Source organism: Streptococcus cristatus, assembly GCF_019685515.1.
Taxonomy (GTDB): Bacteria; Bacillota; Bacilli; order Lactobacillales; family Streptococcaceae; genus Streptococcus.
Map to the genome: position 1 here is coordinate 1,617,866 of NZ_JABFFN010000001.1, position 26,760 is coordinate 1,644,625.

Sequence of the window (26,760 nt, forward strand, 5' to 3'; positions counted from 1 at the left end):
CTTTCTTTTTTAATTCGGTGTCGCAAATGTATAGTAGTAAGCTGGATATAGGACAGAAAAATGTACCTTATCCTGTACTCCTTGGATATTACATTCTGAAACGAGGAATGAACTGTCTGGATTCACAGCTTCCACAATCGCAACATGGCCGTATACATCTGGTGTCCCACCAAATCCACCTACTACTGATACAACAGCTCCTTTTGTTGGAGTTATACTATACCGCCATCCTTTTGCGACTAGGCTTGCCACCCAATCCTGACCATTACCAAGGTAACCATAAGCTCCTGATAAGTCTGTAATCGTTCCTAGTTCAACTAAACGATTATAGGCATACCAAGTACATTGTCCCACTTCATAACCGCTTCCTTGTTGTGTAGTCATAGAAGCCTGTGTTGGAGGGTGTTCCACTTTTGACTTATACTCTTCAGGGAAATTCCAGGAAGACGCTAACGCTCCACCTCCTCGAACTTGTTGAGTAAGAAAAGCGTGGATCTGCTTAGCGTTATTTTGGCGCTCTAGGACCTTGTCTCCAGAGTTCCCTTCCCAGTTAACCAGGAACCGCTCTGTAAGTGTCTCCACGTCTTCTGTGCTAGTTAGAATCGATGTCAATTCAGTGATATAGTAAGGAGTATCCCCCTCCAACATAAAATCTAACTGCAGTTCTAAATCGTACCACTTTTTATCTTTTGATTTTGCATAATTCAATAATAGAGTATGCCTAGTAGAACCATCTGCTGTATCTGTCCACTGACCTAATCCTAAACCTCGATGAAGAATATTTGGATACCCACCATCATAGATAGCAGGTCCCCCTATAGATAACCAGGACTCATCATCCCAGGAAGAAGAATCAGCCCCTACTGGTGGGCTAAGATAATCTCCTTCAGCACGTTTAGGATTGATATTGCTTTCAGTCGCAAAGTTCCCAAGCATGGCTGCCAAACCATTATCTGTTAGCCCTGGTACCTTTTGCTTCAAGTAGTCTTTTATTGCTCGTGATTTTTGCCCCAAATCACCGTCAAGTGTAGTAATGACTGAGGTTGTCTGATTGTAGATGACAGATTGAAAGTAAAAGCCCGGATTGACTGATGTCCACTTTTCTTTCTTATCCTTTGTCTCTTTTTCCTCCAATTTTTGATACTGGATGACCTGGTAACCATTTGACGTTACCTTCCCAACCTCGTCTCCAACTTTGACCTGATCACTATCAGAAACACGGATATTTCCTACATCTTCATAAGTAAAGATGGCTTTATCTGTTTTGATGGATACAGTCGTATCATCTGTCACACTGACTTTACCCTCAAGAGGAGCTCTTATAGCTTGCCCTGTTGAAGCTTTTAGTTGTGTTTTCTCATAGATTTCACTCTTAGAGGTATAACCAAACCGCTTCAGGATAACTAGAGGAGCTTGATAAGAAGGGTCGTCCTCCTGGTAAAAGGGGTTAGCTAGTTCTTGATAAGAGGGGTACCGACCAACCTCTTTAGTCAACTCCTCTAGCTCTTTATACTCTTCTAACTCGCTATCACTCAACTTAGCCCACTTGAGATCTGACGAGGAACCATATAAATCAGCCATCTTTTTCAAATTATGAGGATCATCATTCAAATGATTCCAAAGGTCATTCAAGGCATCCGAATAGTGATTGAAACCTAACGTCCCAGCCCATTCTCCACCAGTTCCCTCATTCCAGTTACTTTCTGGTTTCCACTCACTACCGTAGCGAAAATTCATGAAAAAGAGCATATCATCGATGTTCGTCCAATAGTCAACCTTATCATTTGACTTCTCTCGATCTCGTTTACTGATCTGAAGCCAGGACTTATTCAGGTCAAATTCATTTTGTTGGACAGGACCACCGCCTCCAAATATGGCCATAAATATCCCTAAAACAGCAAAGATGAAGAACATCAAGAAATAGGACTTAACTGCTAATGGATTGGATAGGATGGAACGTAGAGGCTTTGTCGCAACCTTCAAAACCTTCCCTGTACCTCTTGATACCTTCCCAAATTTTGAACGAGCTATCCGATTCCTAGTCTGTTTCATCTTTTTGCTGAGTTTTCCTTCCCAGGAGAACTCTCTAGGTGTTCGAGTATACCCTCGCCCTCTGATGAAATTATAGCTTCTATTTAGCTGTCCATAGCTGTGCTTGATAGAGTACTTAGACAGATTTCCTGCAGCCTTCGTTGCTCTTTTAGATGCGTTTAACTGATACTTGAACTGACGTATATTCTGCCTCGCCTGAACCCAGTCTCCAAGAATCTCATTATCTCTGACTGTCTTCTCAACGTCGTGTCTCGCTTTCATTCGAGTGCTTTGTTTTGTTCGTCTCTTTATACGATTGGGAATATAGCTGTCATCAGCTTTTTTAGCTCGTTTATAGAGCGTTGTTGCAATTTGTTTTTCCAACTTTGCTCGATCACGTTGTTGCTTAAAGAAAAGACCTCTAGCTGTTGCTTGAGGTCCTTTGTGTAGTTTATAATCTTTGTTCGCTAATCGATAATTCTTCTTAGCTTCTTTAAATGCAACTTTTGAGTTTAAACGTGCTTCTTTAGGATTTTTTTCTGCATTCTGGGAGGATCCTTCTTTGATTCTCCGCTTACGCTCCTGTTTTAATTGATTGGGATCACTTTCAAACAAAAGAAATCACCTCTCTTTCTATTTTTTAACTATCTGTCGCTACCAATTGATACAGTTTGGTATCTTTAGGGATAGGATTTTCAAATGGAACAATCGTATCTCCAGCCACGATCAAACCAGTACCTTTTGCTTTTGGTCGCAAAACAAATCGCTCCAGTGAAGGTGTAAGAGGAATTACCTGCTCCAGGGCTTCTAGGTCTGTCCGCTTCAGCTTCAGGAGGGCTAGAAACTCACAGTTTGCGACTAGCTTTCTACCTTCCTCTGTAGATAAAACAGTCTCTGGGTTCTGGGTAATCCCTGTTGGAATAGCCCCGTACTTACGAATACGTGAGTATAGCTCTGTAAAGAAGGTTGCTTGCAGTTTATTTTTGAAGTATAGCTGCAACTCATCGAAGTACAACCATGTAATAGCTTTTCCTTGATTATTGACTACCTGGTTCCAGATGAAGTCCTGAATCACCAGGAGGGCAAATGGCTTCAATTTACCACTCAACTGCTTGAGATTGAAGATAATAAAGCGACTATTCATATTGACGTTTGTAGGATGTGCGAAAATATCATTTGATCCAACCGTATAAGGTTCAGCCTTCAGCGCCAACTCCTTGGCCACATCTTCAGGTTGTCGTTCTAAAACTGATTGCCAATTCTTAAATGTTGGTTTTTCAAATTCCTCATAGGTCTTTCTCGTTACACGGTCAATCATCGCAAATTCATCGTCTGATACCTCAGAGAATATATTTTCGAACAAGGTTGATAAGAGGTTTGATTTTTGGCCAATCGGGTCACTATCTTCTGCCTGAAGTTTATCCTTATCAGGGAGGTCCAACAAGTTAAAGTGATGTTGCGATCCAGGAGCGATTGTGATAATTTCTGCACCTAATTCTCGACCAATACCAGTGTACTCATCTTCAGGATCGACGATAATAATATTATCTTCAGGGTAACGTAGAGATGTAGGAATAATCTCTCCTCCTTTAGCAAGAACAGACTTCCCTGATCCTGACGTTCCAAAGATACAACCTGAACCTGTATTCAAGTCTTTCTTACGGTCAACTGTGATAGCGTTCTTAGATAGCTGATTCTGGCCATAATAAATTGCACGTGGACTGTTAGATCGAAGATCTACGTTGGTAAATGGGACTTGTGTGGCCAAGTTACTGGTAGTCATATCTCTCATAAAACGGCGTTTTACGTTGATAAATGGAATCCCAATCGGTAGAATCGTATTCAAGGATTCTTCCTGGTACAAGTAACACTTATCCAGTTCTACCGTATTCTTACGGACAGATCGTTGAACCTGCTCAGTGTAGATATTCAACTCCTCCAGACTGTCAGCCATGAAGAAAATCGTCATCACACCTGAAAACATTTTTTGGTCATTGTCCTGGAGTTCTTCAGTCCATTTCTCTGTTTCTCGAGATGTCTCCACAGCCTTCCCACCAACAGCCAGGTCACTTCCATAACCTTCTTTTGCTGCAGCCTTCTGACTTTTGATCATTTCCCTACGTACACTTGACTTAACTGTCTTGATTTTCTTCAGCGCATCTGCAGTATCATAGGGCTTCGCATGCAGACTGATAGCCAGTTCAATTCCTGTATCCAGGATATTCTTAATCAGTTTGTCATTCAAGAAGGTAGGATATTGTCTAACATACATCACCCTTGCGAAACAATCATCAATTTTCATATGATCTTTTTCAAACTTCAGATAGTTTGGAGCTACAAAGTCCCTGGTTGATAATCCAGAAATAGCGATGTCTTCATAGTTGAAATCAATAAAACCTTCTCGCCTCAAGAGTTTTCGGAAGATAAGAAGACGATCTAATCCCTCTAACTCCTTAAAGGAGATTCCTAAGCCACTGTATTGACTTTCAATAACGCTGGCTGTATCATCAAGGATTCTTCTAGCTTGATGATCCTGGTCTGTTTGGGTAGTAATCGTCAGATATTTTTCTACCTTGAAGGTATTTTGTTCCTGAGAAAAACGATCATTGATCATCGCATTGTATTCTTTACGATAATCGTCATATCCATCTCCAACTAAATCATAGCGGATAGAAGATAAGCTATTGCTTTCTACCCTACGATTCAGGATCAATAGCTGCATATCATTGTCAATATCCAGCGAATTAAAAATATCAGCGTTTGTTTCAATGATATCAATTCGCTCATCATCTGTTGCAGTAATATAGCTTGTATCACCTAGGCGATAGGTCTTTGAGAATTGATCATTTGTAATTTTCATGAGCCCATCAGGCATCAACCATTGATAATTAAGACTATTCTGTGTAGATGCCGTCATGGTACGTCTTAGACGTTTGGCCCGTTCCCGTTCTTCCTTAGAGAGTTTCAGGGTTTTCTTTCGGCCGAATAAATTCATTTCTTGTATATTCCTTTCTGTCATAATCTGTCTGATAAGAGCGTTCCTGCTTAGTCAAAAGGAAACGGACCTCATCTTTAATTTTTTCATCAATATAACACCCGAAAATAACAAAAGGCGCTAATAATAAAATATCAACGCCATAAAGGATTATATCAGGTGCCTTCAGCCAATAGAGGATGGTGGTGACAACTACTGTCAATGCGATACCAAATAGTAGCACTAACTGTCTCAGTGTCATATACCCTATAACTGGCCTTTCGTAGCTATCTAAAGCCTTTAAAAATTCACTACCTAAACGTGTCATTCTGTTCCTTTCATTAAAAAAACAGCCATTATGGCTGCCATATACTTTTAAGTGTTAAAAATTGCAAAAGCTCCAAATGTTGCTCCTACTGCGCACATTATTAAAGTTGCTATGATTATCGGACTGAACAGAGCTTGCGATATTGAAATAATTAAAAAGAGATTAACCACTGAAACTATGAAGATAATACACCAAATGACATTTTTGATTGTTTCCTCCTTATAGCTAGACTTATTTATTATTGAAGATAATATAGGAATCATAAAACCAATCAAAATCAACACACCCCCAAAGATTAAGTAATTCCATGAGGAGTTATCTTTATATGACATAACATGGGTGGCAATTGTCACATCTTTCCGAGTTATCATTTTATCGATATCAAAATGATGTGTTAGTTGCTTATTCAAATTACCAAGACTGATATTAAACCAAATGGTAACTATTGCGTAGATCAATTCCACTGCAATATAAGGTGTATAAGGGCTTTCTAATACTTCAAAAAATCGATTTCTATACAAGTTCGTCTCCTATATTCAAGTATGATATTCTTCTATGTAGCGTTTTAAAATGAGATACCGCCTTAATAACAACGAGTAACTAAAATTATAAACTAAAATAGTCAAAAATAGCAAAACTATAAACAGTGTTATAATGATACTCAGTAATACACTTTCGTTCAATTCCTTGGTAGGTACGCCTGTTAGAGGTGAAAATAAAATCGCAAGAAGGCGTTTCAAATCATCCGAAAAAATAATCGTTAATACGAGACCTACCAACAATTTCCAGCTACGAGAAGCTCTCTCTTTTTTTATTTCCAGCTCTGTCAATTCTGCTAACAATGCCTCTTTCGACTGCTTTTTATAGTAATCCAAGGCTTCCTTGTATCGGCGTTCATGCCGTTTCGTCCACCTTTCATAATAATTTTTTATAGTAGATCTCATAGGATTATTATACTCCTTTCAATCATCACTCATTCTCCTTTTATTATACCATAATCTAGTTCACCTGCATGATATTCTTAGTCATGCGTTGGCTGCCAAATAGCATAATAATGTAAATGATTCCTTTTGCAATGGCAACTAAAGCACTTGTCCAGGCTCCAGTCTTATCAACTGTCAAAAGATCATTCGTGACAATGGCTGGGTAAAGCATGATAATAACAACTAGAATCAATCCCTGAAGGACAGCCGCAATATAGAGCTTAAAGAAACCGAGGCAAATTGGACGTAGGCTATCCACCATGTAACAAGCGACAATAATTTTAGCGATTCCCTTATACGTGTAAAGCGTAAAGGAGCGCAACAAGATCAACAACTTAGTTGATATCTGACCAACAAAATCAACGACCCAATAAATAAACTGGAGCATAGCTTTAGCTATAGCATTGACTCCTTTTAAATCCGGTAACTCAGTTTCATACGGACTAATACTTGCGCTAGCCACCGCCTTAATTACAACGTTAAACAACCAAGACAAGGCATCGAAAATCGCATCCACATAGAGGATAAAAAAGAGAGCGATGGCATACTTGAGGATTTCTTCAATCCAAAGCTGAAAAGACAACTCCCCACCATTGCTTTTAAGTTGTTGGTGCCAATTCATGAGGTTGATCCCCATAAAAAGGAGAAGAAGCAAAATTGCTACCTTCTCCATCGAACCCGAAACTGTCTCCATCAGCTGATAGGCTGTCGCATTATAGTCTTTCAGACTCATGGTTAGTTGATCAAGTGTGGATTGGTTCATAAAACCACCTCCTTTTTTTCTCATCCTAACCAAGAGATTGAAGACCTGTTGCCAAAGCTGTAAAGAGGGCTTTTAGAACGGCACCTAGAAGTGCACCTAGTATCAAACTTTGGATTCCTTTATCCTTCTTATCATCCAATTCACGTTTGATTCCTACCGCTAAGTCCCAGGCACCCCAAGCGGCCCAACCAATACCGATAATCCCACCGATATTCCCAATTTTGTTAATAAAATCTACAACTGCATCCATTATTTTTTTCTCACTTTCTTTTTATAAAAAGGTGCTAAGAAAATTCCTTAGCACCTACATTGTTTATTCAATATTATTTTTCATCCTCTGGACGAAAGGTTAGAGAGAGGGCTGTAATTACAGCTAAGACAACGATAATGGTCGTTTCCCACCAGTGATAAATTGGGACACCTTCAGGCATTATCCAATCTTTGAACCAATGTTCAACACTTGTTGGAGCACTACCTTCTTTTGTCAAAAATGCCCAGTAGCATATAACCAGAAAAGCCACAACAACCTTAAATACAACCCAACCAATTGCTGTTGCAATCAAACTCTTAATCAGATTAAAGATAAAGAGGAGAAACATGAGTGGAGTAGCAACCATCAAAACGGCAGCTCTCGCAATTACACTCGGTAGATTCTTTATTCCTGACCAGATGGCTTTTCCTAGCCAACTGAGGCCTTTTTTCCACTTCTTCTCTTCTTCAGGCTTAGTGACTTCTGATTTTTTTTGAGTTGGAGTGTAGTATCTATATCCACTTCTAGTCACATGTGCATCCATTTTCGTGTCCTTTCTCATCTCTCTTCCCCCTCTTTTTTATGGCTTCATTATACCATAGATGAGGGGGAATTTCTAGATGTTCTATTTTTTATGCTTACGAAGCCCAGCTCCTGCAAGACTCAACAATCCCAAAATCATTCCCCAAGTTGGAAGCATGCTTGCTGCTGTTCCAGTGTTTGGAAGTGATGGCTGCGGTTGTGGCTTGCCTGGTTCTTTAGGCTCCGGTTTTGGAGGTTCTGGCGTTGTTGTTGTAACTTTAGCCGTCATCTCTTGTAAATTGACTGTATTGATAAAGGTATTTTCAACCTTACCAGCCTTGATGCGTTCTACCTCTAGGTAGAAATCCGCATCGAAAGTTCCTTGCACTCCTAGAGAGTTTAGGAAATCTTGATTGATAACGTAAGACCATTTGCCTAACTTTTCGTCCCATTTAACGGTCACAACTTTCTTAAGGAAGTTAGGATCCGTATCTTGGTTCACTTCAAATAAGAAGGCATAAGCTGTACCTTTGGCGATCTTCTCACCAGCTTTGACTACTTTTCCATCCTTCATGATGACATCATAAGGAAGAACCAAGTCTTTTTCAGCAAGGTATTCTGTCCCACGAATAATACCAGACCAATTACCTGTGAATCGATCATGAACCACATCCAACTGGTCACTGCCATCATATTGGAAGAGGCTGTCGTGTTTAGTAGGCACGGTTACGCCATCAAGTAGATAGCGGATGTATTGACCAATCTGTACTTCTTGGCCGTCCAAGACTTTTTTATTATCCTTTTGATCCAAGGCGTGTTTTTCAGGCTTCACATCAGGAACTGAGACAGTCACAAGGTTTGATTGATAGCCATTGCCAAAGTCGATCTGTTTAAAGTCATTCTCGACTTTCTCCCCTGCTTTAACCAGGAGCTTAGCTGGAAGATCAATCGTCACGTTTTTATTTTGCTTCACGTAATTGTGATAAAAACTCTTAGAATCCTTCGCTACCCAAAGATAAAACTCACCTTTAGGATTCAAGTTCAATTCTTTCAGAATCTTATTGATTGCATCTGTACGCCCTTTGTCTGAAAGGACGTGATACATGTCAAACAAGTCTTTTACATCTTTACCTGCAGCAGTCATCTTGATCTTGCTGTGGTCAACTGTGAAGGCTTTGTCTTGAACATCATCAAAGATTCCAAACTTCTTACCAATCGCTTGTGTTGAAGCAAGTGTTTTGGTGTAAGGGCTGTAATCTGTCATCAAGCGGAAGGTCACGTTGCGGTCAAAAGTTGTCGCACCATTGATGTCCTTACCAGAGCGATCCAAGACAGCTTTGACTGGTTTTGGTGGCTTCGGTGTGTAGTTCGTAACAGGGTTTGAGAAAACTTCATAGTCGTTTACTAAAACCTTGTAGGTATTATCGTAAAATCCTTTATCATAGATTGGCTTCCAGGTAATCACTGGAGCTTCTAGGCGTTTTCCTTGATAGGTAGCAGTAAAGGTATATGTGTTCTTTCCTGCATTATATGAAACAGTCCATCCTGCTTTCTCTGCCGCTGCTTTTGTGACAGCTACATCAGGAACTGCTCCAGCTTCGAGTGGATCAATGATGGTAATCTTGTCCCCTTTTTTCAGGTTCGCATAGATATTGTCATGGGTCAATGTATAAAGCTGAGTAGCGTTTTTAGCTACCGTTTTACCATCTGTGTTGGTCTTATCTGTATCTGCTACAGATTTTCTGACAACTGGCTTATACTGCAACTTGTAGCCGTGATAGCTTGCTGATAACTTCTGATTTTTCGTCTCAGAAAGTGTTTTAAGAGCCAAGGTTGGCTTAACTGGATTTTTCGCTTTAACCAATTCAGCTGATACAGGTTCAGTCTTAACTGGCTTCACGGTTGTTTTTGTGATAGTTGCAGTAGCTGGAACTTCAACGACTGGCGTTACAACCTTTGTATTCAAAGCGAACCAATAGGTTTGGCCACTTGGATTATCTGGTCCATCCCATTGGATAAATTCGGTTGTGAAGGCTGTTCCTTCCTTGAAGACTCCAAGTGCAGCTCCCTTGTATTGGTAAGGTGAGTCAGATGTATCCCAAAGATGACCCACATCTTCTTGGCGGTTGTACTCTTCAGCGTAAACATAACCATAATCCTTGTTATAGGTTACAGTTGAGCCGTTAATTTCAACATGAGTTCCGTTAATGGCTTTCGCACCTTCCCAACCAATAAGGTTGTGATTGAGTGAAGAATAGGTTAGGGTAGCAGGAGTTTTTTCACTTGCTGTGAACGCTACTTCTTTCCCATCCACGTTGTAGTAGTAGGTATCCGTAACCAAGAAATTCATGTAGTCTGCAGCTCCACCAGCTCCATCATTACGAGCGACTACAAAGCCCTCAGTCGGATCATTCAATACATATACATCGTTTAACCCTGTCTTCCCTTGATTAAGAATCTCGAATTTTCGATGGATACGAGAAATATCATGCTTTTTACCATCTGCAGTTGAAACAGTCAAACCTTTCAGATTTGTGTAGTCAACTTCTGTTTTCCATCCAGTGCCAACATCCTTGTATTTCAAGACTTTAGTCGAGTCAAGAACACGAGTATAGCCTGAGGTTCCATTTGATGAGGCAATGTAATCTTTAGTAGTTACCTGCGCTCCTGGAGCAGAGGACTCCACTGTTGCTTCAGGATTTGCGGTCGCAACGCTAAGGGCTTGCAAGACTACTTCTTTTGTGTAGCCTTCCGTGCTTGTCTTAGCTCGAAGCTCATCGTACTTCTTCTGCCATTCCGCTTGGGTCTGCTTAGCTTTGTCATAAGTTGCTTGGTTTTGTTTCCCAATTTGCTTCGCTTCATCAGCTGAAGAAACTTCCTGTGTTTTAGTGGTTAAAAGTACACCAGAGTTTTTCAAATCTGTGGATTTACGATCAGCATCTTGATTGACTTCTTGACTAGCAGTTTGGCTTTCTGAGTAGGCATCAAGAAGAGCCTTGTTGAGCACAACTTTTCTTTTTGCGGTTGCAATAGCCTGGTCATTTGCTTTCTTCAATGCTTCTACTTCTGCGACTGAAGAAACTGTACGTATCACTGCATCAACCGTTACGCCCTGTTTCTTCAAGTCTGTAGTAGCGGCTTCTACAGCCTGATTCAAAATCGTAGCTTGTTTGACAGTAGCTTCGTACTTCCCTTTTTCTTCCAGGTAGGTTGAGACAGCTTGCTGATTCTCTGACAAGGTATTTTTAGCTGTTTGAGTAGCTTTCTTGTTTTGAGTTGCTGTCCCATCTGTGGCAGTCGAACCGTCATTCGTCACTGTGACAGTTGTTTCCCCTTCATGTTTGGCTTTTTCAGCAGCTACAAATTGATTGTTAGCGTGAATAGCTTCCTGAGCCCCCTTGAAGGCTTCATTGTTTTGAACTTGTTTTGTAGTTGTGGCTTCAAGTTCCTGAACTTGTTTATCCTGATCATGTTTGATTTCAGACTTAGATTGTTCAAGACTAGATGAAGTAGTGTCTGTACCTTTGTCAACATTTCGTGTTTCAGATACAACTACTCCAGCTTTTTTAGCCTTGTCAGCAGCCTTTGTGACTACTCCATTATCAATCGCTACAGGCTGGCTTCCTGTTGCTTTACCAGCCTGTGTAGCATACATGTTATTGTCATTTTTGCTTTCAGGTTGTACTGCTTCATCCGCAAATGCTGAACCTGCAGAGAAGGCTACAAAACATGCGATTGCAATACCTGATGCTAAACCTTTAGCCCATTTTTTCTTACGGAAATATCCGTGTCCTTTTGTTTTTTCTGTCATATTTCTTTCTCCTTCACTTAATTAAAATAATTTCTTCTTGTAGAAGTAGCCAACTGCAGTAAACAACATGCCACCGATTACAGCTAGGAAACTTTGTTTTGTTCCTGTGTTTGGCAAAGTTACCATTTTACCATCTGCAGTTGAAACACTGATGGTCTTGTCTTCATTTGTAACAGCTCCAAGTGCTTCAGGAGCAACTACAGAACCATCTTCAAGGACAAGATTTCCATCTTTAGTGCTGACAATGGAATTACCTGTGCTGGTTTGAACAGGTGCTTTCGTAATATCATGCACCGCCTGACCTGTTGATGTAGAGGTTGTTCCAATTTGCGACTTCCCTTGCTGGTTCGCTTGATCAGTCGTTTTTGGCTGTTCATCTGGAACACCATCTAGGCTACCTGCGTTATCCTTGTCTTGCGCCTTATCTGAAGGTGCTGGTTTATCAGCTGGCACTCCATCAAGACTTCCTGCGTTGTCTTTGTCTTGTGGTTTATCTGATGGTGTTGGAACACCATCGAGACTACCTGCATTATCCTTGTCTTGCACCTTATCTGAAGGTGCTGGTTTATCAGCTGGCACTCCGTCAAGGCTTCCTGCGTTATCCTTGTCTGAGGGAGCTGTTGGATCAACTGGAGTAACTGAAGGCTCTGTTGACTGATTTGATGGAGCCTCTGTTCCTGTTGAAGCGCTAGGTGCTGTTGGCGTAACTACTTCCGTTGTTGGAGCAGAAGAATCAATTGGTGCAAGTTCGTCTGCCGATGCAAAGCCGCCAGCTTGTGTAAGGGCGAGTGTTGAAAGGGCGAGTGTTGCTAATACTTGTTTCTTGTTCATTGTAATTTTTCCTTTTCTAATTTTTAGTGTTCTTAGGCTGGTAGCCTTTTCCTGTCAAGCGAAGTTCCACTCCCGATGGACTTCTGACTTTCCTAGCCACTATGTGGCTGCCTTTTTTGATAGTGCGAATTTGATCATAGACCTTTTTATAAGGCAAATGAAATTCAACGTCCCTTAGAACACCGTCTACGTATCCTCTAGCCTGTTTGACTGCATAGTCTGGCTTCAGGATAAGGTCTGTTCCGTCCTCTAAGCGAGCTGTCGCACCTCCTTGTTTTCCTAAGTTTTTTAAGTCCCTTAAGCGGACCGTTGTTTCATCTATCATAGATTTCTCCTTGATGTTGAAAGGCGAAATAACGCCGTGCTGTGTAAAAACGTATTTTTACATCGGTATTTCATGCGCTGGGTTTATAGTCTAGAAACCCTTACTCCTTCAGCTTATGATCATTATCATGCTTTTTCGTTCAGTGGCTGGACTAGATATCATTTTCTAGTTTGCTGCTCGCCCCCGTTTCTTTTTTATCCATAGCCACGCTGTATCAGGGCAAGCCTTGTATTCAGTTTTCAAAGTTCTGTAGTTTAATGACTTCTCGGTCAATATAGATTTATCTGTACTAGGTTTGGTCCGATTCTGATCCTAACAGGTAGTCAATAGTTACCCCAAAGTATTCTGCTACTTTCTTAGCATTTTCAAGACTTATCTGACTATATCCTGTTTCCCAGTTCGATATGGTGTTACGAAACACACCTATCTGATCAGCCAAGGCTTGCTGGGACAGCCTGGATTTTTTTCGTAATTCTCTGATACGATTTTGTGTTTGTTTCCTCACATCTACTTGTCTCCTTCATTATTTGGACTTGATAGTATTTCATCATCCATCAGAGGAGCATTCTTCAGCTCCAGCATGACAAGTCCTATTCCATAAGCTAAGACCAATAATAAAGCAATTGCAACTAGTTTAAACATTACTATCCTCCTGATATCGTTCCTTATTTTGTCCGATAAGTTATCTTCTTCACCCATCTAGGATTGATAGAAAACGGCGGAGTCGCTGATGTAAAATTCATACTTGCTCCTGTTCCAAATGAACTTGATACCAATTTTTCTAGTTCCTCTAAGTTGGAAGTGACGGAAATACTGTCTACCGTTTTATCAAAATACTCTACAATCATTTCAATCTCTTGAACTGGTTGGGAAGGTGTAGCTTTCATAGCTTGCCCTCTGTTAATTCTCTCTTGGTTATTAAACAATCCCATAAAATCAATCCTCTTTCTGTTGCCATGATAAGAAAATTTGGTTGAGTTTCTCAGCTCTTTCTTTTTTCGGTAAATCAAAAACAGCTTTAGGAACCATGTAGATTTTCTGCAGCGGGCTACGACCTATCGTTAGCACTTTACCATCAATTGGTCTAAATTCATCTTTTAACATGTTTCAACTCCCTTAGACAGTTCTGATAAATAGCTATTGAGTTTCGTCTCCGACAATTTATCTGGATAATAGTATGCAATCAGACCAGGGCACTCATCAGGGAATTTTCTAGCTTGCTCACTTTGTCCTGATAGCTCCATAAATCCCTGTTCTTTTTCGATAAGTAGAGCCATTTTCCAGAAGCGAATCATCATTTTGTAGAAGTAGGCTGGGACATTCTGGATTGATTTTCCTTCAGCCTCTCCTGTTTTAATTTTGAAAATCAATTTATCAAGCTCACGTTCAAGATCTTGCAGCCAAACCTCTCCATAAATTTCCTGATCAGCTAAGAGGTTGTTGTAATTCTTCTCAACTTGACGTTTCGATTGATAGATTTTATTTTCAAGAATTTTTGCATCTTTTCCAAATAAACTGAGTTTCTGAACTAGTTGAGGAGAAAGAAAACCATGTTGCCCCATTTTGAATGCTTCAGAAATTGATAAATCAGATAAAGATGACTCCCCCTCGTATCGATTAGTATCGTAATCTCTTTTATCATTCTTAATTAGATTATTATTACTTGGTTCGGCAGTTCCGAGTTCTTGATTTCGGCTTTGGCGAGTTCTTGATTTCGGTATTTCCGAGTTCTTGATTTCGGTATTTCCGAGTTCATAGATTTCCCAAGGACTTGGAGCTATTTCAAAAGACATCTTCAATAATTCTGGATCTGAAACTACATTTTTCGGATACAATCTATTAGGCTGTTTCATGCCTTGACGTTCCTCATCAAGCAAGTGATATTTAATCAATTCTTTCTTCAACTTGATAATTTTATCCTTCCCATAACCAGTATCTTGACATAGTTCATTATTCGGATAGATGACATATACATCACCATTTTTATCCACAAAATTTCCAGTATCTTTAGCGGTTTGAAGTGATAATTTCAAGCGATCATTGATTAACATGTAGACAAATTTTGCTTCAGCACATAATTTTTGATAATAAGTTGTTCCAACTAAGACTTTAGGAAGCTGATAATGAATCTCTGTAGCTTGAATTTGAATTAAACTTTTTCTTCCATATGCCATAAATCAATACCTCACCTGGAATGAGTTCAGATTACACGCAAGCTGATTTTGTGGCGTAAAAGTAATCATCTTTTGTCTTTCTAACAGTGAAATAACTACATCTGCTTCATGGCTTGTCAACTGTCTCAAAGACATTATTTCTTGAATTAACTCCTGTCTTGTCATTTAGTTTATCCTTTCTTTAATTTTTGCAACGAAAAAAGAGAGCGATTTTCTCACTCTCTCAAGTTATATGATATTTAATTTTTCACTTTCCCAAAACTCTAGACACTTACAACTAGATTTTTTTACTTTTTTTGATGATATTTTCATGTTTGGTCATTCCCTTTCTGAAAAGGTATAGTAAAAGAGCCAAATCACTTCAAATCGGAGACATCGTTATAGAAATTAAGCAAATGTATCTTCAAAACGTGAAAAAGGCCTTTCTTCCCTTAAAGATCGCCTTAGCAAGTGCATTTTTTGCGAAAAAAGGGTATGATAGTTACATCATGAAAAAGTAGGGTTTTTATATGAAAATTGTCCTTGTTGGTGGAGGGAAAGTCGGTTTCGCCCTCTGTCGTTCACTGGTTGCAGAAAAACACGACGTTGTCCTCATCGAACAAGATGAGGCTGTTCTCGATCATATTGTCAGTCGCTTTGATATCATGGGACTCCTTGGAAATGGAGCAGACTTTGCTATCTTAGAGCAAGCCGGCGTTCAAGAGTGTGATATCTTTATTGCTCTAACGGAACACGATGAAGTGAATATGATTTCAGCAGTACTTGCTAAAAAGATGGGCGCTAAAGAAACCATCGTTCGAGTGCGAAATCCTGAATACTCTAATGCCTATTTTAAAGAGAAAAACATTCTTGGATTTTCACTTATTGTTAATCCAGAGCTCCTAGCAGCGCGTGCGATCTCAAATATCATTGATTTCCCGAATGCACTCTCAGTTGAGCGGTTCTCAGGGGGACGGGTCAACCTGATGGAGTTTGTTGTCAAAGATTCCAGTGGTCTCTGTCAAATGCCAATCTCAGACTTCCGTAAAAAATTTGGTAATGTTATCGTCTGTGCTATGGAGAGAGATCATCAACTGATGATTCCAAGCGGTGATGTTACTATCCAAGACAAGGATAGGATTTTTGTTACGGGAAATCGTGTAGATATGATGCTTTTCCATAACTATTTTAAATCTCGTGCAGTGAAAAGCTTACTTATCGTTGGAGCTGGAAAGATCGCTTATTATCTACTCGGCATTTTAAAAGACAGTCGCATTGATACCAAGGTCATCGAGATCAATCCTGAAAGAGCTCGTTTCTTCAGTGAAAAGTTCCCCAATCTCTATATTGTCCAAGGAGATGGAACTGCAAAAGACATTTTGCTTGAGGAAAGTGCTCCCCACTATGATGCAGTCGCAACCTTGACTGGGGTTGATGAGGAAAATATCATCACTTCTATGTTTCTTGACCGTGTTGGCGTCCATAAGAATATCACCAAGGTCAACCGAACTAGCCTTTTAGAGATTATCCATGCACCTGATTTTTCAAGTATCATCACACCCAAAAGCATTGCAGTGGATACCATTATGCACTTTATCCGTGGTCGAGTAAACGCTCAATACTCAGACCTTCAAGCCATGCACCATCTAGCAAACGGTCAAATTGAAACTCTTCAATTCCAAATCAAGGAAGCTAATAAAATGACTGCCAAACCTCTTTCACATCTGAAATTGAAGAAAGGGGTTCTCATCGCAGCCATTATCCGAAAAGGAAAAACAATTTTCCCTACTGGAGAGGATAGACTTGAGGTAGGAGATCAGTTACTCGTGACGACATTATTACCAAATATCACCAAGATTTATGATCTGATTGAGAGGTAAAAGATGAATAAAAGTATGATTCGTTACCTCCTCTCAAAACTTCTCTTGATTGAGGCGGTTCTTCTCCTAGTCCCTGTTAGTGTAGCAATCTATTACCAAGAATCCAGCCAAGTATTTACAGCTCTCTTTACAACAATTGGAATTTTAATACTTCTTGGTAGCTTGGGAATTTTACGGAAACCCAAAAATCAGCGAATTTATACTAAGGAGGGAGTCTTAATCGTCGCCCTCTGTTGGATTCTATGGTCTTTCTTTGGAGCGCTTCCCTTTGTCTTTTCAGGACAAATCCCAAGTGTCATCGATGCCTTCTTTGAAATCAGTTCTGGTTTTACAACTACAGGAGCAACCATTCTGACAGATGTCTCCGTTCTCAGCCGTTCCCTCCTCTTCTGGCGAAGTTTTACTCACTTGATTGGAGGGATGGGGGTACTCGTCTTCGCGCTTGCCATTATGGACAATGCCAAGAATAGTCACTTAGAGGTGATGAAGGCTGAGGTCCCTGGGCCTGTCTTTGGCAAGGTTGTATCCAAACTGAAAAATACTGCCCAGATTCTCTATCTGCTTTATTTAGGGCTCTTCTCACTTTTTGTAGTCATCTACTATCTAGCTGGCATGCCCCTATTTGATAGCTTTGTCATCGCTATGGGAACGGCAGGAACCGGAGGCTTCACCGTCTATAACGACGGAATTGCCCACTACGGCAGCTCACTCATCACCTATCTCGTCAGTATCGGAGTTCTGGTTTTCGGGGTTAACTTTAATCTCTACTACTACCTCATGCTCCGTCGGGTTAAGGCTTTCTTTGGTGATGAAGAACTTCGCACGTATGTAATCATTGTCCTAGTTTCTACCGGCTTGATTACGCTCAATACGCTCCACCTCTACCAAGGTGTCTCTAAGAGCTTTGAAATGGCCCTCTTTCAGGTTTCCAATATCATTACAACAACTGGTTTTGGTTACGGAGATATTACCAACTGGCCCCTCTTCTCCCAATTTATACTCCTCTTCCTCATGGGAATCGGTGGCTCTGCTGGATCAACCGCAGGTGGACTCAAAGTTATCAGAGGCCTCATCCTTTCAAAAATTGCAAAAAATCAGATCTTGTCCATCTTATCTCCTCATCGCGTATTGACTCTACATGTCAATAAAAATGTGATTGATAAGGATACCCAGCACAAGGTCCTAAAATATTTTGTCATTTATGTGATGATTTTACTGTCACTTATCTTCATTGTCAGTCTAGATAACAATGATTTTCTAGTTGTTACCAGTGCTGTCTTCAGCTGTTTCAATAACATCGGACCTATTCTAGGTACAACTTCTAGTTTTGCTATCTTTAGTCCCATCTCTAAAATCCTTCTCTCATTTGCAATGATTGCAGGTCGTCTAGAGATTTATCCCATTTTGCTTCTCTTTATGAAACGTACCTGGTCCAAACGCTAATCACAATAAAGCTCCCCTTTTACAAGCTAGTGAAAGGGGAATTTTTCTATTAAAAATGAGAAGACCTTTCGGTCCTCCCTTAATCTGTTTATTTTTTAAGTGCTTCTTTGTAGCGAGCAAGTTCTGCTTGATTGGCCCAAACATAGTGACCTGGACGAATTTCTACCATAGATGGCTTGTCTGTCTCGTAGTCATGTTGGTCAGGATCGTAAACTTTCAAGACCTTCTTGCGTTCCAAGATTGGATCTGGAATTGGTACAGCAGATAGAAGTGCTTGAGTGTATGGATGAACAGGATTGTTAAACAACTCCTCTGTCTCCGCTACTTCAACGATAACACCCTTATAGATAACTGCGATACGATCTGAGATAAAGCGAACAACTGACAAGTCATGCGCGATAAAGAGATAGGTCAAGCCCAATTCTTTTTGAAACTTCTTGAGCAAGTTCAAGACTTGCGCACGAACAGACACGTCCAAGGCTGAAATCGGCTCATCCGCAATAACGAAATCAGGTTCCATCACAAGAGCACGGGCAATCCCAATACGTTGACGTTGACCACCAGAAAACTCGTGTGGGTAACGAGTCAAGTGCTCTTTCAAAAGACCAACTTCATGAATCATCTTTTGAACTTTTTCTTTTCGCTCTTCTTCGTCTTTGAACAAGTGGTAGTTGTAAAGGCCTTCAGAGATAATATAGTCAACTGTCGCACGTTCATTTAAGCTGGCTGCAGGGTCTTGGAAAATCATCTGGATACGGCGGATCAACTCTGAAGATTCCTTGTGAGATTTTTTCCCATTGATCTTATGACCGTCAAAGATGATTTCACCTTTACTAGTATTATTCAAACCAATAATAGCACGACCAATCGTCGTTTTCCCACTACCAGATTCACCAACAAGAGAAAAAGTTTCTCCCTTGTTGATAAAGAAGTTAGCGTTTTTAACGGCAACAAACTTCTTACTTCCTTCACCGAAGGAAATTTCTAAATCTTTAATTTCTACTAATTTTTCAGACATTTCCTTCCTCCTAGTCTTCTAGATGAGCAAAGCCCATTTTATCACGAATTTTATCATGTAAATCTGCGATGATTTCTGGTTTTTCAACCTTAGGAGCATTCTCATGAAGCAACCAAGTCTTAGCCCAGTGAGTATCAGTGACTGAAAACTGAGGCGCTTTCTGTTCAAAGTCAATTTGCATCGCATAATCTGAACGAAGGGCAAAGGCATCACCTTTCAACTCAGTATAAAGAGACGGTGGTGTTCCTGGGATAGAGTACAATTCCCCTTTATCATCAGCAAGCTGAGGCAAGCTAGACAAGAGACTCCAAGTGTATGGATGACGTGGGTCGTAGAAGACTTCCTCAACCGTTCCATACTCTACAATTTCCCCAGCATACATAACTGCCACCTTATCCGCAATACTTGCTACCACACCAAGGTCATGGGTGATAAAGATAATGGTGAAGTGGTACTCATCTTGCAAAGTTTTAAGCAAATCAATGATTTGCGCTTGAATGGTTACATCAAGGGCCGTCGTTGGCTCGTCACAGATCAAAATATCTGGGCGACAAGCAAGGGCAATCGCAATAACGATACGTTGGCGCATCCCTCCAGAATATTGGAAAGGATACTCGTCAAAACGTTTTTCAGCGTCTGGAATTCCGACCTTGTTCATATAGTCGATTGCCATCTCTTTGGCTTCCTTAGCTGTTTTCCCTTGGTGTTTAACGATAACTTCAGTGATTTGGCTACCGATTGTATTGATTGGGTCCAAACTTGTCATGGGGTCTTGGAAGATGGTCGCAATTTTAGCACCACGAATCTTCTCCCATTCCTTGTTAGAAGTAAGAGCGGTCAAGTCTTGTCCACGATAGTCGATGCTTCCTTGGGCAATACGTCCATTGTCTTCTAACATCCCTGTAAAGGTTTTTGTTAAAACAGATTTACCAGAACCGGACTCACCTACCAAGGCAAGAACTTCTCCTTCAATCAGGTCCAGAGAAACTCCTCGGATAGCCGTCAGAACTTTGTCACGAACGTCAAATTCCACGACAATATCGCGAGCAGTCAAAATTACATTACTTTCTTTTGTCATGTCTACTCCTATCTATGTGTACGTGGATCACTAGCATCCGCTAAGTTCTGACCAACAACGAATAGAGATAGGGATACCAAGATCAAGGTTGTCAATGGAATCCAGAACAAGTACGCATTGGTCGTAACGTTTTGTGAGTAATCTGAGATCAAACGTCCCAAACTTGGCACTGTTACAGGCAACCCCAATCCAAAGAAGGAAAGGAAAGCCTCATAAGAGATAAAGCTTGGCAACATCAAGGTCATTGTAGAAACAATAACAGATACCAATTGTGGCATGATATTTTTCACGATGATTTTGAAGGTTGGTGTTCCAAGTGTTTGAGAAGCAAGGTTGTATTCCAAGTCACGGTAACGCATGATTTGAATACGAATTGAATAAGCAATACCAATCCAAGTCGTCACACTCATAGCGAAGATCAAATTCCAGAAACCAGCACCAATTGAGTAAGTCAAGACGATAACAATCAAGAGAGATGGAATGTTTGAAATAATGTTATAAACTTCCATCATGACGCGGTCAACAGATTTGGAAATCCCCCAAATTCCACCAACAATCACCCCGATCACAAGGTTGATAAAAGTAGCAATTACAGAAATGAGAATGGAGTTACGCGCACCAAACCAAACTCCATCAAACAAGGATTTACCATTGCTATCAGTACCAAACCAGTGTTCGGCATTGGGCTTAATAAAACGAGCGCTAAAGTCATTAACCTTACTTACATCGTTAAAGTCAAAGTCTGAAAACATCGGATAGATAAAACTCATCAAAATAATAGCTACCAATATTCCCAACATAATGACTGTTGATTTTTTCTTTAAAAACTGTCTAAATACAGAGCCCCAGTAAGAGTAGGCAGGAGCATCAATCGTTTCAGAGGCAAAATCATCACGTTTTACGAACTGAAATTTTTCTTTATCAATTGTTGACATTATTTGCCTCCTTTCTCTGTCAATTTAATACGTGGGTCAAGCATGGTCATCCAGATATCTCCTACAAAGAGTGAGAAGATAGAAATACATGTAAAGATGAAGACGAGACCAACTACCATTGAGTTATTTGATGCCTTAACAGAGTCAATCAACATTTTACCCATACCTGGGAAGGCGAAGACTGTTTCTGTCAATGTTGCACCACCAATAACCCCGATTACGGCGCCTGGAATACCTGAAACCAAAGGAACCATGGCATTTTTAAAGACGTGTTTATTTGAAATTTCTTTTTCAGACAAACCTTTGGCGCGAGCAAAACGGACGAAGTCTTGAGATTGCAAGTCAATCATATAACGACGAATCCAGATTGCTGTACTTGGTGCTCCCAGCAAACCTAGAATGACTGCTGGCAAGACATAGGAACGCCAATCTCCAGCACCTAGGATAGGGAATGAGTCTGGAAGACCAATAGATGATCCAATCAAGCGAACGATATAAACTAAAGCAATCGTTGGAAGTGCAAGCAAGAAGGTTAGAGCACCTGTTGAGAAGCTATCAATCCAAGTATTCTTGTGGCGAGCCATAGCAGATCCAAGAGGAATCGCAATAGCATACGAAATAACCAAACCAATCAAACCAGCAACAGCTGAGCTTGCAATCATAGATGGATATTGGTAGTTACTTTCTGTAGCTGTATATGGATCGTCCTTACCATAGTTAGCTATTTCACGCGCATCTGCTTGACTTGGAGATTTGTAGGTACGAGAGTAAATATCTACAGACGAAGTCTTTTTACCAGTAGGGAATTGAACTTCTGATGTCTTAGTTTGTCCTTGGCCTTGTGTGATAACTTGAAGCACTGGCGTGTTTGCATAAGTTGGGTAAGAGTCACCCAAGTTAATGTTCACAAAGTTTTGGTGTACAAACGGGAATTGATTGTTGAAATACAAAAGGTATTTATGTTTGGTACCTGAACCAACCAACGACCAACCGATAGCAGGATCATTTTCAAAACGAAGATAACGTTCCAAGTTTGGATTTTCAGGGTCTTGAATCTTGTTTGTATGATCAATATCAAGTAAGTTCGCATAGAATTTGAAAACACGTTCAAAAATTGGAATTTCACGCGTAGCATAGAACTGACCACTCTCTGAAAAGACACCTAACGTCCAACCATTACCGAGTTGGTTGATGTATTTTTCGTAGATTGCCTTATTGGTATCATTGGCATCTACTGTTACAGATGAGTCCATTGAGCTAGCTTTTTCTTGCAACTCCTTGGTATCGTAATACTCAATATAGCCCATACGTTCATAAACGGTATTCTCATAATTATCCCGCTTATCTGGAGTCGTTGCAATCTTGTTGTAGTTGGTATCCTGCTTGAAAATCAGTTTCCGAGGAACCATCGTATAGATAATCGTGTAGGTCAAGGTTGTCACCAAGAAAATAGACAACAATGAGCGCAAGACACGCATAAAAATATATTTTTTCATATCGTTTCCTTTTAAAATCCCAAAAGAACCTTCTCCTCATGGAGAGAAAGTCCTCTTGAGAGTTATTTATTTAACGTGATTCGTCAATTCTTTTTGAACTTTTTCGTTTGATTCTTTTTTCTCTTTGAGCCATTTCTCACGAGCTTGTTCATAGTCAGCTTTGGTTACAACCTTATCTTGTAACTGAATATACTTGAAGTATACATCTGAACCTTTATCTCCAGATTGGCTGTATGATGCAGAGAATGGTACAACACGAGAAATGAATGGTGCAGCACCACTTGATGACATAGCTGGCAAGAAGAGTGAGCTATCTGTCAACCAAGCTTGAGCAGCCGCGTATTTTTCATAACGAACATTCAAATCGCTTGTTTCTTTAGCAGCTTCATCAACTAGCTTATCGTATTCTTTCAAACCAACTTGTGCAGCTGCTGCATTTGCTGGATCGTCGTAACCCATATATGTTTTTGTTTGCTCGCTATTAGTTGTTTTCAAGATATCAAGGTAAGTTGATGGATCTTCATAGTCTGGGTTCCATCCAACGGCACCTGAGAGGTCCCAATCTTCTGCCGCAGCGCTTGCAGCATAGTAGGTGATATTGTTCAGCTCATCTTTAGAAACTTGTTGGATATCGATGACTACATTGCCTTCACCAAGTACTGTTTCAACTGATTGTTTGAAGGATTGGATACGTGCGATATAGTTTTTAGCAGTTTGGTCTACTGGGATATCCAAGTGGATAGGGAATTTCACACCTTCTGCTTCCAATGCAGTTTTAGCTTTGGCAAATTCTGCTTTAGCTTTATCGGCGTTGAAGAGTCCATCTTGACCATCAGCAAAGTTTACATTCTTCCACTCATCACCATAAGTAGCCATCTTTTCAGTTACCAAGTCACCGAAGGTTTTGTCTCCTGCAGAAACAAAGTCAGGTTTCACAAAGAGGTTGCGAACTGCAAGGGGAGCCCCTTCTTTACCATTGATTTGTGCTGAGTAAGAAGTACGGTCAAAGGCGAAGTTCAAGGCCTGACGGAAGTCTTTGTTAAGAAGGGCTTTCTTAGTAGAAGACTTTTCTTCATCAGTTGTCTTAGAAGTGTATTTGTAACCTTGACGGTCAATATTGACACCTAAACCAAAAATACCAGGTCCCGATGGAGTGTAAAAGATATTATCCTTATAACTTTCTGCTACCTTAGAGTAGTTTGAACTTGTTGGGAAAAGGCGAGCATAGCTGTATGCTCCACTTGTAAAGTTACGCTCAATGGACTCTTGGTCTGAACCATCATAGAAAGCAAGGGTAACTTTATCAAGGTGAACATTATCCTTATCCCAGTACTGCTCATTCTTAGCAAATTCGATAGAAGATTTAGTAGTCAAACCTTTTAGCAAGAACGGACCATTATAAAGCAAGGACGTAGGATCTGTTGCTTTGGCAAAATCTGATCCTTTTGATTTTTCAAAATCTTCGTTCAATGGCCAGAAGATTGAGTAAGCCATCTTAGAGTTCCAATATGGTTCTGGCTGGTTCAAGGTATACTCAAGAGTATAATCATCAACTGCCTTCACACCTACCGTAGAAAAGTCTTTTGAATTTCCAGACAAATAATCAGACAATCCTTTAACAGAAGTTTCTGCTAGATATAGAGCTTCGGATTTCTTATCTGCTGCGTGTTTCAAACCATTTACGAAATCTTTAGCTGTTACTTCAGCGTACTCTTCTCCATCAGATGTCATCCATTTAACACCTTTACGGATTTTGTAGGTATAAGTCAAACCATCTTTTGAGACTGACCAGTCTTCTGCAACTGCGGGAGTCAAATTCCCATATTTGTCATTTGTGAAGAGACCATCAATACCATTTGAAGTGGCAATTTTAGTACTTTGTTTCCCTGAAATGAGGTAATCCAACGTTTCTGGGTCAGCTGAATAGACATAACCATAATTTTTTGGTGCTGTTGAATCAGATGATTTAGAAGAACCGCAGGCAGCTAGTACGCCAGTCGCTAATAAGGCAACCCCTGCTGCAACCAATACTCTGCTTTTTTTCATGTATATAACTCCTCTTGAAAAATTTAGGCTTATTGGAAATTATAACATATATCTTCTAAAAAGTAAACGAATTTTCAGAATATTTAGGCGTATATCTACAAAAAACTTCTCTTTGTCAGAATTTCCCCATTCTTTATTTGTATTTATAAGAAAAGAAAATTAATTTGTCTAGCTTTGTAAGCTTCATTTTTACAAGTTGCTTTTCCCTTTTTTCTTCACATGACATAATCTATCTTCTTAAATTGGATTTTAGTATAAGAAACTATTGACGGGAAATGATTTTCAAGGTATAATAATAAACGTTGAGGCGGTATAGCCAAGTGGTAAGGCACGGCTCTGCAAAAGCTTGATCGTCGGTTCAAATCCGTCTACCGCCTTTCAGTACCTGAATTAACAGGAATTAACCGAATGAAAAGCCCGTAAAATCGGGCTTTTTTGTTATTCCAAATAGATAGGGATAACTGTATCTACAATATAGATTTACAAAAAGCAGTGACTCAAGTCACTGCTTTATTCTGTTTCTTCTTCAGTCTCTATTTCAGTGATTTGGACTTTTACCTTGGTAACACGTCCGTTTTTCACCTTGTCATTGGTTAGGATGATTTGTTTGTTTTGGCTGACCAATTCATAACTGAGTTTTTCAGTCGTTGGAATCATTCCCACACCCGTCAAATAATAACCGGCGATGGTATCAACATCATCACTTTCCAATTCTACATCAAAGTAGTCATTAAAATCATTAAGATTCATGGTGCCTTGAACGATATAGGTGTCTTCTCCTATTTGATGGACTTCAATTTCAGCCTTGTCAGTCTCATCATCAATCTCACCAACAATTTCTTCTAAGAGGTCCTCCAGAGTTACCAAACCAGCCATTCCACCGTATTCATCTAGTAAGATGGCCATTTGATTTTGGGTATTTCGAAGTTCTTTAAGGAGATCGTCCACAAAGATAGTCTCAGGAACAAACAGTGGCGTTTGGAGAATTCGTTTCCAGACAATATTGTCAAAGCCATCCACAAAAGCGGCATTCAACAAGCGCTTGGTGTGAATCAAACCAATCACATTGTCCTTATCCCCATCATAAACAGGGATACGTGAGAAATTTTGCTTTAAAATACTCTCGATAATCGTTTGACTGTCATCCTGAATATCTACCATAAAGGCATCTGTTCGGGGCACCATTAGCTCACGAGCCATTAGTTCATCTAAAGAAAAGACTCCCTGTAGCATTTCAATCTCATCTGCATCCAGTGTTTCTTCACTATTGGTGAGCATGTACTCTATTTCATCACGTGTCATCTTTTCATCCGCATCATCAAAGGTCATTGGTGTTAAACGACTTAACAAATTGGTTGAAGCAGATAACAGCCAGACAAAGGGACTGACAATCTTTCCAAGACCAATAATAATTGGTGCTGTTCGAATTGCCAAAGCATCTTTCAGATTGAGGGCAATCCGTTTAGGATATAGTTCACCAAAAACAATAGAGATGTAGGTCAAGAATGCCAAAGATAGAAAACTTGCAATAGTGGAAGCTGTTTCACTGTTTCCTATCCAAGAGGCAATTTCGCGTCCTAGAGTCTCCGCTAAACTGGCCCCTGACAAGATCGTGATCAAGGTGATACCGACTTGAATTGTTGATAAAAAGTGGTTAGGATTTTCAAGTACCTTTAACAAACGAATGTAACGTTTGTCTCCCTCTTCTGCCTTTTGTTCTACTCGGGAACGGTTTAGTGACACCATTGCCATCTCAGTGGCTGAGAAAAAAGCATTTAACAAGGTCAAGATAAATAATAATACAAACTGTAGCAACAAATTCTGACTGCTCGGGTCTTCCATAGTCCTTCTCCTAAAATAGTATCTTGTGTTTCATTATATCATAAAATTCTT

24 protein-coding genes and 1 tRNA gene are annotated in these 26,760 nt (G+C 40.0%); 3 read left to right on the top strand and 22 right to left on the bottom strand.

Translation table 11 applies throughout. The features are described from left to right. Window positions 1–9: 9 nt before the first annotated feature. The 16 genes from FOA33_RS07830 to FOA33_RS07900 form a co-directional block, all read right to left on the bottom strand. Window positions 10–2,646: a phage tail tip lysozyme gene (locus FOA33_RS07830; protein WP_221161201.1), complete on the bottom strand. Its 2,637-nt coding sequence runs from the start codon at window positions 2,644–2,646 to the stop codon at window positions 10–12. Window positions 2,647–2,671: 25 nt separating this feature from the next. Continuing rightward, a complete protein-coding gene (locus FOA33_RS07835; protein ID WP_221161202.1) occupies window positions 2,672–5,026 on the bottom strand; it encodes a VirB4-like conjugal transfer ATPase, CD1110 family in 2,355 nt (784 codons plus the stop codon). Beyond that, window positions 4,986–5,333, bottom strand: a complete 348-nt coding sequence (locus tag FOA33_RS07840; protein WP_000197454.1) for a PrgI family mobile element protein — start codon at window positions 5,331–5,333, stop codon at window positions 4,986–4,988. Before FOA33_RS07840 ends, FOA33_RS07835 begins: the two co-directional genes overlap by 41 nt. Before the next feature lie 47 nt (window positions 5,334–5,380). Then, window positions 5,381–5,854, bottom strand: coding sequence for a hypothetical protein (locus FOA33_RS07845; protein ID WP_049493172.1), 474 nt, complete (start codon window positions 5,852–5,854; stop codon window positions 5,381–5,383). Window positions 5,855–5,869: 15 nt separating this feature from the next. Continuing rightward, a complete protein-coding gene (locus FOA33_RS07850; protein WP_239665262.1) occupies window positions 5,870–6,208 on the bottom strand; it encodes a hypothetical protein in 339 nt (112 codons plus the stop codon). Between the two features lie 124 nt (window positions 6,209–6,332). Further along, on the bottom strand, window positions 6,333–7,079 hold the full coding sequence (locus FOA33_RS07855) for a hypothetical protein (protein WP_049493176.1): 747 nt from the start codon (window positions 7,077–7,079) through the stop codon (window positions 6,333–6,335). Window positions 7,080–7,104: 25 nt separating this feature from the next. Continuing rightward, complete coding sequence (locus tag FOA33_RS07860; protein WP_000340303.1) at window positions 7,105–7,329, bottom strand: hypothetical protein; 225 nt, start codon at window positions 7,327–7,329, stop codon at window positions 7,105–7,107. A gap of 73 nt (window positions 7,330–7,402) precedes the next feature. Then, window positions 7,403–7,891, bottom strand: a complete 489-nt coding sequence (locus FOA33_RS07865) for a hypothetical protein (RefSeq protein WP_173876600.1) — start codon at window positions 7,889–7,891, stop codon at window positions 7,403–7,405. Window positions 7,892–7,954: 63 nt separating this feature from the next. Beyond that, window positions 7,955–11,662 (bottom strand): SspB-related isopeptide-forming adhesin, encoded by a 3,708-nt coding sequence (locus tag FOA33_RS07870; protein ID WP_221161203.1) that lies wholly within the window; start codon window positions 11,660–11,662, stop codon window positions 7,955–7,957. Window positions 11,663–11,683: 21 nt separating this feature from the next. Next, window positions 11,684–12,493: an LPXTG cell wall anchor domain-containing protein gene (locus tag FOA33_RS07875; protein ID WP_049491935.1), complete on the bottom strand. Its 810-nt coding sequence runs from the start codon at window positions 12,491–12,493 to the stop codon at window positions 11,684–11,686. A 16-nt stretch (window positions 12,494–12,509) separates the two neighbouring features. Further along, entirely contained in the window at window positions 12,510–12,818 is a 309-nt protein-coding gene (locus FOA33_RS07880; RefSeq protein ID WP_000564688.1) for a hypothetical protein, read from the bottom strand. 289 nt (window positions 12,819–13,107) lie between these two features. Further along, window positions 13,108–13,323, bottom strand: a complete 216-nt coding sequence (locus tag FOA33_RS07885) for a helix-turn-helix transcriptional regulator (protein WP_049491932.1) — start codon at window positions 13,321–13,323, stop codon at window positions 13,108–13,110. Between the two features lie 2 nt (window positions 13,324–13,325). After that, window positions 13,326–13,460, bottom strand: a complete 135-nt coding sequence (locus FOA33_RS09270) for a hypothetical protein (RefSeq protein WP_000475613.1) — start codon at window positions 13,458–13,460, stop codon at window positions 13,326–13,328. A gap of 23 nt (window positions 13,461–13,483) precedes the next feature. Continuing rightward, on the bottom strand, window positions 13,484–13,750 hold the full coding sequence (locus tag FOA33_RS07890; protein WP_000522441.1) for a hypothetical protein: 267 nt from the start codon (window positions 13,748–13,750) through the stop codon (window positions 13,484–13,486). Window positions 13,751–13,754: 4 nt separating this feature from the next. Then, window positions 13,755–13,922, bottom strand: a complete 168-nt coding sequence (locus FOA33_RS07895; RefSeq protein WP_000910111.1) for a hypothetical protein — start codon at window positions 13,920–13,922, stop codon at window positions 13,755–13,757. Then, window positions 13,916–14,992 carry a replication initiator protein A gene (locus FOA33_RS07900; protein WP_049491929.1) on the bottom strand — a complete coding sequence of 359 codons (1,077 nt, stop codon included), beginning with the start codon at window positions 14,990–14,992 and terminating at the stop codon, window positions 13,916–13,918. The genes FOA33_RS07895 and FOA33_RS07900 overlap by 7 nt, the downstream gene beginning before the upstream one ends. A gap of 509 nt (window positions 14,993–15,501) precedes the next feature. On the opposite strand from FOA33_RS07900, the gene trkA reads away from it, so the two are divergent. Continuing rightward, a complete protein-coding gene (gene trkA, locus FOA33_RS07905; protein ID WP_221161204.1) occupies window positions 15,502–16,851 on the top strand; it encodes a Trk system potassium transporter TrkA in 1,350 nt (449 codons plus the stop codon). A gap of 3 nt (window positions 16,852–16,854) precedes the next feature. Beyond that, a complete protein-coding gene (locus FOA33_RS07910) occupies window positions 16,855–18,294 on the top strand; it encodes a TrkH family potassium uptake protein (RefSeq protein WP_221161205.1) in 1,440 nt (479 codons plus the stop codon). 88 nt (window positions 18,295–18,382) lie between these two features. On the opposite strand, the gene FOA33_RS07915 is transcribed toward FOA33_RS07910, so the two are convergent. The 5 genes from FOA33_RS07915 to FOA33_RS07935 form a co-directional block, all read right to left on the bottom strand. Further along, window positions 18,383–19,312, bottom strand: coding sequence for an ATP-binding cassette domain-containing protein (locus FOA33_RS07915; RefSeq protein ID WP_221161206.1), 930 nt, complete (start codon window positions 19,310–19,312; stop codon window positions 18,383–18,385). Window positions 19,313–19,322: 10 nt separating this feature from the next. Next, window positions 19,323–20,390 (bottom strand): ABC transporter ATP-binding protein, encoded by a 1,068-nt coding sequence (locus FOA33_RS07920; protein WP_167266397.1) that lies wholly within the window; start codon window positions 20,388–20,390, stop codon window positions 19,323–19,325. 8 nt (window positions 20,391–20,398) lie between these two features. Then, on the bottom strand, window positions 20,399–21,325 hold the full coding sequence (gene oppC, locus FOA33_RS07925) for an oligopeptide ABC transporter permease OppC (protein WP_000103693.1): 927 nt from the start codon (window positions 21,323–21,325) through the stop codon (window positions 20,399–20,401). Further along, window positions 21,325–22,821 carry an ABC transporter permease gene (locus FOA33_RS07930; RefSeq protein ID WP_221161208.1) on the bottom strand — a complete coding sequence of 499 codons (1,497 nt, stop codon included), beginning with the start codon at window positions 22,819–22,821 and terminating at the stop codon, window positions 21,325–21,327. The genes oppC and FOA33_RS07930 overlap by 1 nt, the downstream gene beginning before the upstream one ends. 66 nt (window positions 22,822–22,887) lie before the next feature. After that, window positions 22,888–24,867 carry a peptide ABC transporter substrate-binding protein gene (locus FOA33_RS07935; RefSeq protein ID WP_221161209.1) on the bottom strand — a complete coding sequence of 660 codons (1,980 nt, stop codon included), beginning with the start codon at window positions 24,865–24,867 and terminating at the stop codon, window positions 22,888–22,890. Between the two features lie 306 nt (window positions 24,868–25,173). On the opposite strand from FOA33_RS07935, the gene FOA33_RS07940 reads away from it, so the two are divergent. After that, window positions 25,174–25,244: transfer RNA gene (locus FOA33_RS07940), tRNA-Cys, on the top strand. A 133-nt stretch (window positions 25,245–25,377) separates the two neighbouring features. Here the strand turns inward: FOA33_RS07940 and FOA33_RS07945 are convergent. Next, window positions 25,378–26,709 carry a hemolysin family protein gene (locus tag FOA33_RS07945; RefSeq protein WP_221161210.1) on the bottom strand — a complete coding sequence of 444 codons (1,332 nt, stop codon included), beginning with the start codon at window positions 26,707–26,709 and terminating at the stop codon, window positions 25,378–25,380. Window positions 26,710–26,760: the final 51 nt, after the last annotated feature.

What these genes read in the sequence shown, in the direction of transcription:
- FOA33_RS07915 (WP_221161206.1), bottom strand. Translation starts at nt 19,312, where the DNA reads ATGTCTGAAAAATTAGTAGAAATTAAAGATTTAGAAATTTCCTTCGGT.
- FOA33_RS07945 (WP_221161210.1), bottom strand. Translation starts at nt 26,709, where the DNA reads ATGGAAGACCCGAGCAGTCAGAATTTGTTGCTACAGTTTGTATTATTA.
- FOA33_RS07880 (WP_000564688.1), bottom strand. Translation starts at nt 12,818, where the DNA reads ATGATAGATGAAACAACGGTCCGCTTAAGGGACTTAAAAAACTTAGGA.
- FOA33_RS07875 (WP_049491935.1), bottom strand. Translation starts at nt 12,493, where the DNA reads ATGAACAAGAAACAAGTATTAGCAACACTCGCCCTTTCAACACTCGCC.
- oppC (WP_000103693.1), bottom strand. Translation starts at nt 21,325, where the DNA reads ATGTCAACAATTGATAAAGAAAAATTTCAGTTCGTAAAACGTGATGAT.
- FOA33_RS07930 (WP_221161208.1), bottom strand. Translation starts at nt 22,821, where the DNA reads ATGAAAAAATATATTTTTATGCGTGTCTTGCGCTCATTGTTGTCTATT.
- FOA33_RS07860 (WP_000340303.1), bottom strand. Translation starts at nt 7,329, where the DNA reads ATGGATGCAGTTGTAGATTTTATTAACAAAATTGGGAATATCGGTGGG.
- FOA33_RS07890 (WP_000522441.1), bottom strand. Translation starts at nt 13,750, where the DNA reads ATGGGATTGTTTAATAACCAAGAGAGAATTAACAGAGGGCAAGCTATG.
- FOA33_RS07840 (WP_000197454.1), bottom strand. Translation starts at nt 5,333, where the DNA reads ATGACACGTTTAGGTAGTGAATTTTTAAAGGCTTTAGATAGCTACGAA.
- FOA33_RS07935 (WP_221161209.1), bottom strand. Translation starts at nt 24,867, where the DNA reads ATGAAAAAAAGCAGAGTATTGGTTGCAGCAGGGGTTGCCTTATTAGCG.
- trkA (WP_221161204.1), top strand. Translation starts at nt 15,502, where the DNA reads ATGAAAATTGTCCTTGTTGGTGGAGGGAAAGTCGGTTTCGCCCTCTGT.
- FOA33_RS07855 (WP_049493176.1), bottom strand. Translation starts at nt 7,079, where the DNA reads ATGAACCAATCCACACTTGATCAACTAACCATGAGTCTGAAAGACTAT.
- FOA33_RS07910 (WP_221161205.1), top strand. Translation starts at nt 16,855, where the DNA reads ATGAATAAAAGTATGATTCGTTACCTCCTCTCAAAACTTCTCTTGATT.
- FOA33_RS07900 (WP_049491929.1), bottom strand. Translation starts at nt 14,992, where the DNA reads ATGGCATATGGAAGAAAAAGTTTAATTCAAATTCAAGCTACAGAGATT.
- FOA33_RS07920 (WP_167266397.1), bottom strand. Translation starts at nt 20,390, where the DNA reads ATGACAAAAGAAAGTAATGTAATTTTGACTGCTCGCGATATTGTCGTG.
- FOA33_RS07870 (WP_221161203.1), bottom strand. Translation starts at nt 11,662, where the DNA reads ATGACAGAAAAAACAAAAGGACACGGATATTTCCGTAAGAAAAAATGG.
- FOA33_RS07895 (WP_000910111.1), bottom strand. Translation starts at nt 13,922, where the DNA reads ATGTTAAAAGATGAATTTAGACCAATTGATGGTAAAGTGCTAACGATA.
- FOA33_RS07865 (WP_173876600.1), bottom strand. Translation starts at nt 7,891, where the DNA reads ATGAGAAAGGACACGAAAATGGATGCACATGTGACTAGAAGTGGATAT.
- FOA33_RS09270 (WP_000475613.1), bottom strand. Translation starts at nt 13,460, where the DNA reads ATGTTTAAACTAGTTGCAATTGCTTTATTATTGGTCTTAGCTTATGGA.
- FOA33_RS07835 (WP_221161202.1), bottom strand. Translation starts at nt 5,026, where the DNA reads ATGAATTTATTCGGCCGAAAGAAAACCCTGAAACTCTCTAAGGAAGAA.